The following is a 15,713-nucleotide window of genomic DNA, read 5'->3' on the forward strand; positions in this document are numbered from 1 at the left end:
AAAGAAATATGAAAACAACAAAAATAATTTTTTCAATGTTTACACTCTTCACCGCTATGGTGATTATAAACGGGTGTAGTGAAAATGATTTGGAGCTAGTAAATCCAAATGGTTTGTCACCAGAGACATTCTTTAAGACCGAAGCTCAAGTACAATCATCCGTAAATGCAGTTTATGCCAACTTACAGACAAGAGGTCTATATTCTAGACACATGTTTTTCTCACAAGACAATATGTCTCATGAGAATGATGGAAACCCTCAATTAGAAGCGGACAAAAGACAATATTTAGATTTCTCTTTTGACTCAAGTCATGGTCCAATAGCAGATTATTGGGAAAGCTGTTTTAGAGGTATTAACAAAGCTAACTTTGTAATTGGTAATGAAGAAGCTATTAATGCAATAGAAGAATCATTGGTAAGCAATACTATTAAACAAAAGTTTATTGGTGAAGCAAGGTTCTTGCGAGCACTTTTTAACTTCCTACTAGTTACTAGATTTGGTGACATGCCATTAATCACAGAGATACCTACAACTACCGAGGGAATAGCTAAATCTTCTGCTGCTGATGTTTATGCTTTAATTATTTCGGATTTACAATCAGCATCTGCTACTTTACTTGACAAAAGTGAAGAAGCTAATGGTAGAGCTACTAAAGGAGCAGCAATTGCACTTTTAGGAAAAGTATATTTATTTAGAGGAGAACATGCTTTAGCCTTGGCTGAATTTAATAAACTTTCAGGTTACTCGTTAGAACCAAATTTCTTTGACAACTTCACAGAAGAAACAGAGCATGGTGTAGAGTCTATATTTGAAATAGAGTACGATGACGCTTTAGGAACTAGCGCTCAATGGAATTCCTCTGTAACCGGCGCAGGACCAAACGAAGCTACTTTTAGAGGTCAAGAGTATGGCTTCAACGATTGGTTTAACGTGTTCCCTTCAGATGATCTTTTAGATGAATATGAAGTAGGTGACACTAGATATGCAGACACCTTCTATTCCGTAGGTGACACTTTCGGAGGAGGAGTAGTTACATCAGAAATGCTTACAGCAGGTGATGAAAGACGCGCTGGCTGGAAGAAGTATCAAAATTATTATAAAGATGCTAATGAAGATCAGGAATCTGGTATCAACTTTAACTACTTACGTTATGCGGACGTACTTCTTATGATGGCTGAATGTGAAAATGAAGTAGGCACGCAAGATGATGCCATAGACCTTATTAATGAAGTTCGCGAAAGAGCAAGTCTAGATAATTTACCATATGGACTTTCTAAAGCAGCTGTTTTTGAAGCGATCGTTCATGAAAGAAAAGTTGAATTAGCTGGCGAACAGGTTCGTTTCAATGACATTCTAAGATGGAATTTAGTATCTACCGAATTAGCCGGAACTAATTTTCAAGTGGGCAAAAACGAATTATGGCCTATACCGGATAGAGAAATCACCTCTAATGAAAATGTGACTGCAGCAGATCAGAATCCTGGCTATTAAAAAATTTTTGTTAAGTTAGTTTAATTGAGTTCCATTAAGCAGCATGTGCAGTCATGCTGCTTTTTTACTACTAATTTGTGTTACTTTTAGTTATATAAAATTCTAAACATGAAACTATCAATTGTGCTTAGACCATTAATCTGCTCAATAGGTTTATTGACTCTCATTAATTGTTCTAAAAAAACAGAACCGGTTGAAAGCAAAATATTCAAAGGGTTAACTGCAAGTAAAACCGGTATCGATTTCAGTAACATACTTACTGAAAATGACTCCTTAAATTACTTCACTTATTCGTATTTGTACATGGGAGGTGGTGTTGCAACCGGGGACATCAATAATGATGGGCTACTTGATCTTTTCTTCACAGGAAATCAAGTTTCCAACAAATTATACCTGAATAAAGGAAATCTAAAATTTGAAGATATTTCTGAACTTTCCGGGGTTGCTGGTGACAGCCGTTGGTATACTGGTGTCACTATGGCCGATGTGAACGGAGATGGCTTTTTAGATATCTATTGCTCGGTTGGTGGAAAATTTACGCCAAAAGAAAATCAATTATATATAAATAATACTGATGGCACTTTTACCGAAAAAGCAGAAGAATATGGCGTAGCTGACATAGGCAACAGTGTACAAGCTACATTTTTAGACTACGACAAAGATGGCGATATAGATATGTATGTTGCCAACTACCCTCCTACCAATTTCACTTCACCCACCTTCTACTATTCATTTAAAATGAATAATCCAAAAGCCTCAGAGTCTGATCACTTATACAGAAATGACGGAAACAAATTTACCGATGTAACAAAAGATGCAGGACTTACAAACTTTGGTTTAACATTAAGTGCCACCGTAGGTGATATTAACAATGACGGTTGGCCAGACTTATATGTATCCAATGATTTCAATTCTCCAGATTTCATGTATCTCAATAATCAAAACGGTACGTTTAAAGAAATTATAAAAGAAGCAACCGCACATACCGCATTTTATGGAATGGGCACAGATATCGCAGATATCAATAATGACGGTAACTTAGATATTTTTCAAGTCGATATGGATGCCAGAAGCAACAGAAGAAAAAAGGCAAACATGGCAAGTATGAATCCTAGTTTGTTTTGGGGTGTGGTGAATGCAGGGTTTCACTATCAATATATGCACAATTGCATGCAATTAAATTCTGGAATTTATACCGATGGTATTCCGCACTTCTCTAATGTATCTAGAATCACAGGCACCTCATCAACAGACTGGAGCTGGGGTCCCGTATTCGCTGACTTTGATAACGATGGTAATAAAGATTTATTTGTATCAAACGGAACTAGAAAAGAAATCAATAACAATGACTATTTCAAGAAATTAGATGACATTAAAATTGAAAAAGACACACTTTTAGAACTAAGCAAAAGCATACCCTCTGAAAAAATCGAAAACTTCATTTTTAAGAATAATGGCAATTTAGATTTTGAAATGGCCAATGAAACTTGGGGAATCGATTATAAAGGCTTTTCTAATGGTGTTGTTTATGCCGATTTAGACAACGATGGAGATTTAGAAATAGTAACCAATAACATTGATGATGAAGCTTCATTGTTTGAGAATAAAAGTTCAGAAATTAATAATTATGTTTCAATTAAATTCACGGCCAATATAGGCAACACTTCCGGTCTAGGTAATAGGGTTTATGTAACCACAGAAGATATAACCCAAGTACAAGAATTAACACTTTCTAGAGGCTTTCAATCATCTGTTGCTCCAGAATTACATTTTGGCATAGGTAAATACAAAAAAATTGATGAGATAAAAGTGGTATGGACAGATGGCACAGTGCAAATGTTAAATAATATAGATGGTAATCAAGAATTAGTTTTATCTCCAACAGATGCTCACGAAAGCCAACAAGAACTGGTAGATGTAGCTAGAATATTTGAAACCGATACCACAGGAATGTTTCCTGAATATCGACATACAGAAAACTATTATGATGACTTTGCCACTCAAGTACTTCTACCCCACCAAATGTCTGCTTTTGGTCCGGCTTTAGCTGTCGGCGATATTAACGGAGATGACTTAGAAGATTATTTCGTTGGCGGTTCTGTAGGGACAATAGGTAGTATATTTTTACAAGATGTAAGTGGTTTTATTAAAACTGATACTTCTTTCTTAGATGATGATATATTAAGTGAAGATACTGGAGCTTTATTTTTTGATGTTGATGGAGATGGCGACAATGATTTATATATAGTCAGTGGCGGATATGAATTCACAGAGAACAACATAAAATTAAAAGACAGATTATACGTCAATAATGGTACCGGTCAATTTAGTAAAGTATCTGATGAAAACATGCCAAATTTAACCATTAGCGGTGCTAAAGTTTATAATGCAGATTTTGATAAGGACGGTGATGATGACCTACTGGTTTTGGGCAGACAAGTGCCCGGTAGCTACCCTAGCCCGACTGATAGTTATATTCTAGAGAATATTAGCACAAACAACCAAGTAGCATTTCAAGTAAACGAAAAATTACAGCCAGCAGCTTTTAAAGACTTGGGCATGGCGACAAGTGCAGTTATTACAGATTATAATAATGATGGCTGGCAAGATATTATAGTTGTTGGTGAATGGATGCCGATTAGAGTATTTAAGAATAGCAAAACAGGCTTTAGCGAAGTTTCTGAAGATATGGGCTTAAATGCGGATACCACTGGCTGGTGGTGGAGTATTGAACAAGGCGACTTTGATAAGGATGGTGACATGGACTATGTAGTGGGTAATAATGGTCTCAATTATAAATACAAAGCTACCAATGATGAAACCTTCGATATTTTTGTAAATGATTTTGACAAGGATAATAAAAAAGATATTGTACTAAGCTATTATAATGATGGTAAGCAATATCCATTGAGGGGTCGTGAATGTTCTTCGCAGCAAATACCCGCAATTAAACAGAAATTCCAGAATTACGAGAGTTTTGCCGAAGCTACGCTTGAAGATGTCTACACAGAAAAATCGTTAGATTCATCTTTGCACTACCAAGTAAAATCTTTTGCCAGTGTTTATCTAGAAAATAAAGACGGTAAATTTATTATTCATCAACTGCCAATAGAAGCTCAAATATCAAGCATAAACGAAATTTTGGTAAATGATTACGATAAAGATGGATTCCTTGATATTCTTATTGCTGGCAACCTATTAGTATCAGAAGTAGAAACACCAAGGAATGATGCCGGATATGGCTTGTTTTTAAAAGGTGACGGCAAAGGAAATTTTAAAAGTTTTTCCGCAAATGAAAGCGGATTATTTATTCCAGGCGATGTTAAGGCCATGAGGGTTATTTATAGAAATAAGAAAACTCCTTACCTAATTGCCGCTAAGAACAATGATTATTTACAATACGTAAAGTGGTATTGAAGAATTGATTTTTAACTCAATTACAAAACAAAATGAGTAGCAAAATTCCATTTTTATGGTTCTATACTATTTGCTTATTGCTAGTTTTTAAAACTAATGGGCAAACTAGCAATGACACCTACAGTTTTGTCACTATAGATGAGGGGATACCAAAAAGTGCCATCACCAAAATAATTCAAGATAAAGATGGTTTAATTTGGATTGCAACTTATGGCGAAGGACTATTTAAATACAATGGTACAGATTTAAAAATGTACAAACATAATGCCCACGATAGCAACACAATAAACAATTCTTTAGTCAATACCGTATTCATTGACTCAAACAATAATATTTGGGTAGGATCAAATGAAGGTCTAAATAAATATAATCAAGAATTAGACATTTTTCAAAGTATTACTATTTCTAAAAATGAATTAACCCATAAAGATTTGCCCGTCTTTGCTATTAGTGAAGATACCTCAGGTTCGCTTTTCATAGGCACTCCTGCACAGGGTCTCTATAAATTAAATGTTACAGATAATTCTATTGATGAAATAAAAGACGCCGTTGGCTCAGAAGGCACAAAATCGATTATAAATACCATTGTTCCTTTAAAAGGTGACGATATGTTAATTGGCTCAACTGCCGGCCTTTTTAAGTATAAAAAAAATTATAACACACTTGAAACCATTGATCTAAAAACTGAAAGCGGAAATATTCTTAAAGACTACGCCATACAATCTATTACTATAGATGATAATGAAAATATTTGGATAGGCACATTTACAAAAGGTCTGCTTAGAATAAAGAAAGAGCATTCAGATAGCAACATCGTAGACGTTTTCAACTTTACAGACAAGCGTATTTTTGCTATCAAAGTTTTAGCGAACAAGACTATAATATGCGGCACAGAAAACGACGGACTTTTTGTTCTAGACAGAAATGGAAATCCGCTTTACAATTACACCTACGATAAATCTGACCCCAAACGTATACGTTCCAATTCAATATGGTCACTTTTTGTAGATAACCAAGATAGAATTTGGCTAGGTTATTATAATAAGGGCATTAGCGTTTATGACAAGTTTTATGATAAATTCTCAGATTTACAGAGTTTACCATACAGTGAAAATTCTTTACAATCCCCATCTGTTACGGGTATCGTTCAAGATAGCGACGACCAACTTTGGATAGGAATGGATGGTGGTGGTATTGATAAATACAATTTAGAAACAAAAGAGTTTGATCATCTATATGATAATTTCATTTCTAATTCTAACAAGCTAAAAAACTTAGATGTACAGACCATATTTTTAGATAAACATGAGAACTTATGGGTCGGCACATGGAGCTCAGGTATTTTTTATTTACCAAAAGGCGGAAAATCTTTTAAGAACTTCTCTATTGAAACTACCGACCAAGCGCTTACTTCTAATAGTATTATTAGCTTTTCTGAAGATTCTAAAGGGATTATTTACATAGGCACCTATTTTGGCGGTTTACATTCTTACAACCCGGTAACAAAAGAATTTCATCACCACTCTAGCGAACACCTAACAAATCTTTTAGGAAAAGAGGGTCATATTAGAACCGTATTAGTAGACCATAAAGATAACATTTGGATTGGCGGACCTGACGGATTGGTAAAGGCCAATTGGTCTAATGACAGTAAACTAGAAACCGAAATTCTAAATGAAATAATCTCCGAAAACTCAGATATTCAAGAAACCATTAACGTAAGGTCTTTATTTGAAGACAGCACACAACATATTTGGGTTGGGACTTATGGCAAAGGTTTATGCCAAATTAATACAAAAACAAATGACGCTAAATGGCTTAATTCTGATGACGGACTATTATTGGATAATATATCATCTATTATTGAAGATGACAATAAGAATATTTGGGTAAGTGGCGAAACGGGACTTGCCATGTTGAACACAAAAACAAAGCAGTTCTCTAATTATAATAAAGAAGATGGTTTACTAGCGAACAACTTCAACTACAATGCCGTAACCAAAGATAAAAACGGGATTCTTTATTTTGGAAATTATGAAGGTGTTGATTATTTCCATCCTAATAATATTCTAAAAAACACCCACAAACCGCCGGTATATTTAACCGATTTTAAACTGTTTAATAAATCCGTAATTCCTTCTGAAGAAGGCGCTCCAATTCATAAGAATATTTCAGAGGTAAATAACTTGACTTTAAAACCTGATCAGTTTGTATTCACCTTAGAATTTGCCGCAGTCAATTTTACTAGAGCGAACAATAATCAATATGCATATTACCTAGAAGGCTTTGAAGATGATTGGAATTACGTTGGCAACTCAAGATTCGCAACTTACACAAACCTGTCTCCCGGCGATTATACTTTTCACGTAAAGGCCTCTAATAACGATGGCATGTGGACTGCAAATCCGCTTTCGTTACCTATAACTGTTCTTGCTCCTTGGTGGGCGACCAACTGGGCAATTTTGGGCTATTTATTATTATTTATAGGTCTAGTTATAATCACCAATTGGTATTTGAACAAACGAAGAGAAGAACGTAGAATAATTCAGTTAGAACGTTCTCAACGCCAGCAAGAAGAAATTTTAAATGAAAAGAAAATTCAATTTTTTACGAATATTTCGCACGAATTCAGAACACCATTAACCTTGATCATGAATCCGATTATGGATATCATGGACACCAATAATTACAAATTAAACAAAGGCTTAAAAGAAAAACACAGAATTATTTATCGAAATGCGAATCGACTTAAAAACTTGATTGATGAGTTGATGGATTTCAGAAAACTTCACTTGCATAAACTAACCTTAAATACCTCACGAATAAATGCTTATACCTTCGTAAAAGAAATTACCAAACATTTTGAAGAAGAGGCATTTGAAAAAAATATTATTCTAAGTACAGAAACTGATGACAATACTGAAATGGATTTTTGGGGAGATCCAGGATTATTAGAAAAAGTTATTTTCAATCTCTTATCTAATTCTTTTAAAGCCACACCAGAAAACGGAGTTATTACTTTAGGCGTATACGCACATAATAAGAAAATTATGTTTCCGCTTATAGATGATTCAACACCACGAAATGCTATAGAAATCAACATAGAAGACACTGGATCCGGTATTAGCAAAGATGATATAGAACACATTTTTAAACGATTCTACCAAGCATCCGACAAAACCCAACAATACTTTGGAAGCTCTGGTACCGGTATAGGTCTAGAATTGGTACAGAGTTTTGTACAATTACATAAAGGCATCGTTGAAGTAGACAGTGAAATAGGTGAAGGAACAAAATTCACACTCTTATTTCCACTTGGAAAAGACCATTTAGAATCTTCAGAATTGTCCATCCCAACGGGAAAAGAAACTAAGGATGTTACCGAAGAACAAATTGATGAGGAGATATCTACTAATCAAATTTTTGACCTAGAAACAGAAAACAAAAAGACCATACTAATAGTTGAGGACAATGCAGAACTCAGAAATTATCTAAAAAATAAGCTGAGAGCAGATTACAAAGTCGTAGAGGCAGAAAATGGAAAAGTTGGATTACAATTTGCTTTGAAAGGCATTCCAGATCTAATTATTACTGATGTAATTATGCCAGAAATGGACGGCTTTGAATTCTGTAAACACATTAAAGAAGATTTAAAGACTAGCCATATACCTGTTATAATGCTTACCGCTAAAGCCATGAGCAGCGATAAGATTAAGGGTATAGATTCTGGGGCAGACACCTATCTAAATAAGCCCTTTGAGATGAAATTACTAAAATCTTACATTAATCGTCTCATTAAGAGTCGACAACAGTTTTTAGAAAAAAATATAAACGATAAAAACAAGATTACGCTACTTGATAACACCACAAGTTTAGATAAAACTTTTATGCAAAAGGTATTAGATTATGTAAACGAAAATTTAGGTGAGCCAGATTTAAATGTAGAACACTTGGCAGACGACATGTCTTTAAGCAGAAGCCAACTTTATCGAAAAATTAAAGCGATAACGGGTATGACAGCAAACGAGCTCATTAGAAAAATACGCTTAAAGAAAGCCAAACAGATGATTGAAAGTGGTAGCGAATCTATTAGTGAAGTAGGCTTTAAAGTCGGTTTTTCATCTGCATCCTATTTTAGCAAATGCTTTAAAAACGAGTTTGGAATACTACCTACAGAATTAAAGACCAATTCCTAACTCCTGTTAATTACTGCACTATTTCACTGTCTTTCTACTTTATTCGCTTTATTGCAAATAGATTATTGACTATATTATCTTTCCAGATAAACAAACTAGCAATGCTACAAGATTCTTAAGCATTGGTTCAATAGTTACAATCATTTTTAAATCTAGATTATAATTTTCACTCGAATTACATATTAATAACCAACATCATACCGAATAATAGAATATTCCAGATCAAAACTGATTTTTATAAAAACAATCTTATCTTTTTTAGACTTATGGCTATTCTGTCTTTCATGTAAAGACAAGACAGAAGGTTTTATATACTACTTTGGAAGAAATAGAGACTAGCAAATTAGAATATTCAGGTGATGATTACTGAGTTTGATATACAGTCATTTTAAAAAATACTATTAGGTTCTTCATCGTTTTGCAAAAGTGTGTACACCATCTGCTGATATTTCAACAACCTCACCATCACCCGCTTCTTTATTGTTCATGACAGTGACATAGTAGTTATCATTAAACCCTTTAGTTACGCTCTCTGGTTTCGTTCCTACTTCTATCGGGAATTAAATTTTAGATTGTGCAAAACCACAAATACAAATTAAAAAACTTACTAAAATAGTTACTACTGCTAGCTTTTTCATTTATGTATAATTAATGATCTATATGGTATAAGGGTCTAGGGTTTCTATAGTTCCGTCTGCTCTATACTTAATTTCAGCAACCTTCACAGAACGAAGATGAGTAACGCCTTTAGATAAACTTGAGTCATGATAAAAAAGATACCATTTGCCGTCAACTTCACAAATAGAGTGATGCGATGTCCACCCCACAACCGGATTCAAAATTCGCCCACTATACGTAAAAGGACCGTAAGGGTTATCGCCAATACCGTAGCAAATAAAATGTGTATCGCCAGTTGAATACGAAAAATAATACTTGTCATTATACTTATGTAACCAAGCGGCTTCAAAAAAACGACGGTCATTATCGCCTGCCAATAGTAAATCGCCATGCTCATCTAAAATCTCTATCTCCTTTGGCTTTTCAGAAAATTCAAATAAATCGTCTGTCATCTTAGCCACCATTGGTAGTAGCGCAGGTTCATTATCATTTGGCAAAAATGCTGTGGGACTATCGGGTTGCTTTGAATTGAAAGCTCCACTTCTCCATCGTTGTAACTGACCGCCCCAAAGACCACCAAAATACATATAATAACTTCCGTCATCATCTTTAAAAACTGCTGGATCAATAGAGAAGCTATCCTTAATGGCTTCAGGTCTTGCTACAAATGGTCCTATAGGTGAATCGCTAGTGGCTACTCCTATTCGAAATATACCATCATGCGCCTTTGCAGGAAAAAATAAATAATAAGTACCATCTTTTTCATTAGCATCTGGCGCCCACATTTGTTCTTTGGCCCAGGCCACATCATCGACATGCAATGCCACTCCATTATCTACAGCTTCGCTATCTATGGAGTCCATGGAGATAACATGATAATCTTCCATTGCAAAATGGCTTCCTAGATCATCAAAAGCTTCACCAGCATCAACATCATGGGAAGGATAAATATAAATTTGTCCATTAAAAACATGAGCAGAAGGGTCTGCTGTATAAATATTTGATATTAATGGCTGTGATATAGCGTGCTTATTTAGTTCATCAAAATTGATATTTTCGATACTTTCTTCAGGCATAATATTATATTTTTTGAGAATTAACTTGCTCTTCGTTCTTTTAGTTCAGCTTCAATTTGTACTTCCACCTTCTTATTGATTTCATAAAAGGAAAGCAACCCAACTGCAATTAAAAAAGGAATTGCCGGAAATACACTCACTAGCATTTTTGTACCCATAATGGCACTTGCAGTTTGCTCTGGTAAACTTGCGTCATAGCCGTAACTTGATAAAATGGAAGCTAAAAGTGCAGAGCCAATACTTAAACCTCCTTTTAAACCTACCATCATTGCAGAGAAAATAATAGCTGTTGCCCTACGATTGGTTTTCCATTCAGAATAATCTGCAACATCTGCAATCATAGCCCACAGTAATGGAATGGTGATACCATAGAGAAAACCGTGTAAAATTTGTGATACGAACATTAATTCTACTGAAGTTGAAGAGAAAAAATAAAACATCAATATGAATAATGTTGAAAGAAATAGAAATAACATGAATACATCTCTTTTCCCATATTTATCAGCTAATTTTTTTGAAAGACCAATACCAACAATCATAAAAATAATTCCACCAGCATTAAACAAACCAAAGCCAGCAGATACAGGATCTTCACCAAAAAAATTAATACCAATGCTTGATAGAAAATTTAAAAAAGGGCTTATAAAACTTGTTAATCTATCTGCGTCTACATAATTTTTAAAATAATACACATAAGAACCACCTTTCATAGCTAGGGTAACAAAAACTAGTGTCGTAACAATTAAAATTATTACCCAAGGCTTGTTCTTAAATAAATCTGATAGATCTTCTTTAATACTCGATTTTTGTTCGGGCTTAGGAACGATACGCTCACGTGTAGTAAAAAACGTAATCAGTAACATAACGGTTCCCATAATGGCAAGCCAGGTCATGACTATTTCTATTCCAACCGCCTTATCTCCTCCTCCTGCAGATTCAATAATTGGCAGCATAAATACTTGTACAAAGAACTGCGCAAACATTACAGCAACAAAGCGATAGGCAGAAATACTATTTCGCTCTCCCATATCACCAGTAATTACACCACTTAAAGCCGAATATGGCAGGTTGTTAGCGGCATAAAGCAAAAGTAACAATGTATAGGTGACAACGGCATAAATGACTTTTCCCTTATACTCGAAATCTGGGGTACTAAAGGCCAAAAGAGCAACAACACCTAAAGGTATCGCGGTCCATAAGATCCATGGTCTAAACTTTCCCCATTTAGAATTTGTTCTATCTGCAATAGCTCCAATAATGGGATTAAAACCAAATGCAGCAACGAGCCCAACTGTAAGTATAATTGCTGAAGCATGATTTGCTTCAAGACCGTAGATATCAGTATAGAAAAAAGCCAAATAAGTGACTAAAGTTTGAAAGACCAAATTAGCTGCCAAGTCACCTAGAGCGTATCCTACTTTTTCTTTTACTGAGAGTTTTTGAGTATTTGAACTCATAAGTTGGTATGTTATTTAATATTTAAGGTAAAGACTAATGTTTTTCCTTTAAATCAATTACCGCATCATAGGCTTTCTTCGGATGATATTGTCTATCGAATAAGAGTGGATGATTGGTACGACCACTAATAGGCCATCCATTCAACCAAGACTGTCCGTCTTGCACGCCCCAAAATGTAACGCGGCTAATTTTATCTTTATGTTTCAAAAAGAGTTTAAAAATATCTTCATATCGTTTTGCCAGTTTTGTCTGAACTGAATCGGGCATACCATTAGGGTATGGATTCATAGTTGGATCACCTTCAAACTGTTCGTAGCTCTGCTCAACGGCAGCACCATCTAAATCCCAAGGGTTTGGCAAAGCAGTAACATCCAATTCTGTAAACATGACTTTTACACCAAGCTCTGAGTAAGCTATTATACTATTCTCGATATCTTCAATAGAAGGCCCCAATAAACTCCAATGTGCTTGCATACCAACCCCATCTATCTTGGCACCACTTTCTTGTAACTTTTTGACTAATCGAACAACTCCTGCTCGTTTTTCGGGCTTCCATAGATTGTAGTCGTTATACACAAGTTGCGCATCTGGATCTGCTTTTGCAGCTTCTTTAAATGCCAACTCCAAATAACTATCACCCATTACATTATAAAAATTAGATTCTCGTAATGTTCCATCTTCATTCAGGGCTTCGTTCACAACATCCCATGCGTCAATCTTACCTTTGTACTGTTTTACAATGATGCTAATGTGTTCTTTTAAAATTGTTGCCATTTCAGCACTATCTTTCACTTGAGTCATCCATTCGGCCAATTGGCTGTGCCAAACTAAGGCATGGCCTACCACATGCATATTATTATCATTTCCTAATGCTACATATTTATCTGATATATCGAAAAAGAACGTATCGCGTTGTGGATGAATATACATCCACTTCATTACATTTTCAGGAGTAATTGTATTGAATTGCTCTTTGAGGAGATTTATTCCCAAAGAATCTGTACCGTTAATATGGCCATCGTTTAAAGCTGCACCTATATAAAAATCGTCTTTGAAAACATTTTTTAAAGAGACTGTTTCTTTCTTATTTTCTTGCTCTTGTTTTTTCTCGGGCTTGTCTTGACAGTTGATTGAGAGAAAGGAAAGGAAAAGTAAACTGCATACTTTTAGTATTTTTTTTTGCATTGAACGCTTTTAATATGTTGATAAATTCAGAAATAAATGAATACAATCCTTTTAAAGATATTGTAGGTTAAAGTTATTTTTATAATGATTAGATCTGTAGTACGAATGATGCGATCAGTATAAGAAATGACGCATTTATTAGTGTTATTGCTAGATAAATTAGTTTTAAAGAAAAAAAATCTAATGCCTAGCTAATTGTAGAATAAAATTAAATTTCTCATGAGCTATTCAACTGGGGCATTTCAAAATGAAATTTCCTTCGGATTATAATTCTCCAAAACATGCAGTGAACTACATCCTATTCAATATTAGGAAAATGCCATTTGTTTAACCTTCATCATTTCTATGGATACAAAGTCAAAAAAAATAGCCAAACAATTTTAGAGAACTATTTATGATTTTAACACTAATTTTACCGACCAAAATATACCAAACCGTAACCTTTTAGGTTATAGTAGAAATCTTAATGTAGGTAATACGAGATGTTTAATAAAAAATATACACTTTTAGGCGAAACCATTCAGAAAGGCAAAGGTGCCCAATTGAATTTAGATATCGCAAAATTACACACCAGAACCAAAATTGAAGTACCGGTAATTGTACAGCGCGGTAAAAAAGACGGTCCTACCCTACTCATTACAGGTGGTATTCACGGTAATGAAATTAACGGTGTAGAAATAGTTAGACAAATTGTTTCCAAAAAGTTCAACCGTCCAGAATGCGGTATGGTTATTTGTATTCCGGTGGTAAACATATTCGGATTCTTGAACCAGGCACGTCAATTCCCTGACGGTCGAGATTTAAACAGAGTTTTTCCTGGTACCTTAAGAGGATCATTAGCAAGCCGCTTTGCCTATCATTTAGTGAAAGACATTGCACCGGTTATAGATTACTGTATAGATTACCATACAGGCGGTGATAGTCGTTTTAACGCACCACAAATTAGAATTGATAGTGATGATGTTGACGGGTTAGCGTTAGCAAAAGTTTTTGGTGCAGAATTCATTGTAAAGTCTGCCGGAAGAGAAAAATCGTTTCGAGAAACATTGCATCAACTTGATAAAAAAGTATTGTTATACGAAGGCGGAAAATCACTTCATATTGATAGTGAAATAACCGATACTGGTATTGTTGGCGCACTACGGATGATGCATCATCTAGGTATGCGAAATTTCGAAGAAGAACTTTCACAGTATGCTTTAAAAGAAACGGTACCGAAATTGGTTCATGCCTCTAAATGGGTTCGAGCAAAACATTCGGGTATGTTTCACCCAACAATCAAAATCGGACAAGCAGTAAAAAAGGGAGAAGAAATCGGAAGCATTTCTGGTCCGTTCGGGTATTTTGAAAAGAAAATAAAAGCCAAAGAAGCCGGATATGTAATTTGCATTAACGAATCTCCGATTGTGAATCAAGGTGATGCAATTTTTCACATTGCTTATGATATTGAATAGACATCAAACGCTTTTTAAATTTTCAAAAACCAAAGACTTAAAAGTTAAAGATCATCTGTAATTAAAATATGCTATCTTACTGACTGAAGGATCATTAACATTGCAATTAATACCAACTTTAGCAGCCTGATATTTCAATTAAACAAACCCTGAAATTTAGTATTTATCTATTTACTTAAGATAAGAACTTATCGATTTTCCCATCGAGGTCACTTATTCTTAAAAATCAATTTTTACCCTGTTATTCATCAAATTTTCAGCACTTTTTCATCACTATAATTGCTAAATTTAAAGTTAAAGATCCTCTCAAGTTGAAATCTTTTAAAACATTGATTACATTAGTCTTAAGCGTATTTCAAAACTCCGTTTTTACATGACAGAAGTAGAAAAAACATTAGATAACAAAAGTGTACGACCAACCGCAATGCGTATTCTTATCTATAAATTTATGGCTAGTAAAAATACAGCCGTTGCATTGACCGATATTGAGAACGCTTTCGAAAAAGCTGAGCGCACAACCTTGTACAGAACTTTAAAAACATTTGAAGAAAAAGGTATTGTTCATCAAATAGATGATGGTACAAATATTTCCAAATTCGCGCTCTGCGAGCCCGGTTGTAATTGTGAGATCGATCAAGACTTACACCTGCATTTTCACTGTATTCAATGTGATAAAACCGTTTGCTTAACCGAACATAAAATTCCGCATATCAATTTACCCGCAGGTTATATTGCCGAAGATGCCAATTTGGTCATTAAAGGTATATGCGATTCGTGTAACGATCATTAAATGCACTTCTGTTGCACGATCTCTTT

8 protein-coding genes are annotated in these 15,713 nt (G+C 34.7%); 5 read left to right on the top strand and 3 right to left on the bottom strand.

What is annotated here, in order from left to right; translation table 11 throughout:
* Positions 1 to 8: 8 nt before the first annotated feature.
* The 3 genes from ACJJVT_RS07845 to ACJJVT_RS07855 all read left to right on the top strand — a co-directional run bounded on the left by ACJJVT_RS07845 (position 9) and on the right by ACJJVT_RS07855 (position 9,106).
* Entirely contained in the window at positions 9 to 1,493 is a 1,485-nt protein-coding gene (locus ACJJVT_RS07845) for a RagB/SusD family nutrient uptake outer membrane protein (RefSeq protein WP_405397729.1), read from the top strand.
* 108 nt (positions 1,494 to 1,601) lie between these two features.
* Positions 1,602 to 4,910: a VCBS repeat-containing protein gene (locus ACJJVT_RS07850; protein WP_405397731.1), complete on the top strand. Its 3,309-nt coding sequence runs from the start codon at positions 1,602 to 1,604 to the stop codon at positions 4,908 to 4,910.
* Between the two features lie 32 nt (positions 4,911 to 4,942).
* Positions 4,943 to 9,106, top strand: coding sequence for a two-component regulator propeller domain-containing protein (locus ACJJVT_RS07855; RefSeq protein WP_405397732.1), 4,164 nt, complete (start codon positions 4,943 to 4,945; stop codon positions 9,104 to 9,106).
* 656 nt (positions 9,107 to 9,762) lie between these two features.
* Here the strand turns inward: ACJJVT_RS07855 and ACJJVT_RS07860 are convergent.
* From ACJJVT_RS07860 to ACJJVT_RS07870, 3 genes are read right to left on the bottom strand one after another with little or no spacing between them, the layout of a single operon-like run.
* Positions 9,763 to 10,800, bottom strand: coding sequence for a glycoside hydrolase family 43 protein (locus tag ACJJVT_RS07860; RefSeq protein WP_405397734.1), 1,038 nt, complete (start codon positions 10,798 to 10,800; stop codon positions 9,763 to 9,765).
* 20 nt (positions 10,801 to 10,820) lie between these two features.
* Complete coding sequence (locus ACJJVT_RS07865) at positions 10,821 to 12,257, bottom strand: MFS transporter (protein ID WP_405397736.1); 1,437 nt, start codon at positions 12,255 to 12,257, stop codon at positions 10,821 to 10,823.
* A gap of 34 nt (positions 12,258 to 12,291) precedes the next feature.
* Positions 12,292 to 13,443 (bottom strand): endo-1,4-beta-xylanase, encoded by a 1,152-nt coding sequence (locus tag ACJJVT_RS07870; protein ID WP_405397738.1) that lies wholly within the window; start codon positions 13,441 to 13,443, stop codon positions 12,292 to 12,294.
* 482 nt (positions 13,444 to 13,925) lie between these two features.
* Between ACJJVT_RS07870 and ACJJVT_RS07875 the strand changes: the two genes are divergently transcribed.
* Both ACJJVT_RS07875 and ACJJVT_RS07880 read left to right on the top strand, forming a co-directional pair.
* The gene (locus ACJJVT_RS07875) at positions 13,926 to 14,897 is read left to right on the top strand and encodes a succinylglutamate desuccinylase/aspartoacylase family protein (protein ID WP_405397740.1); all 972 of its coding nucleotides are present in this window, start codon (positions 13,926 to 13,928) and stop codon (positions 14,895 to 14,897) included.
* A gap of 373 nt (positions 14,898 to 15,270) precedes the next feature.
* Positions 15,271 to 15,687: a Fur family transcriptional regulator gene (locus tag ACJJVT_RS07880; protein WP_405397742.1), complete on the top strand. Its 417-nt coding sequence runs from the start codon at positions 15,271 to 15,273 to the stop codon at positions 15,685 to 15,687.
* The last annotated feature ends 26 nt before the right edge of the window (positions 15,688 to 15,713 follow it).

This window comes from Maribacter sp. Asnod2-G09 (assembly GCF_045063795.1).
Classification (GTDB): Bacteria; Bacteroidota; Bacteroidia; order Flavobacteriales; family Flavobacteriaceae; genus Maribacter.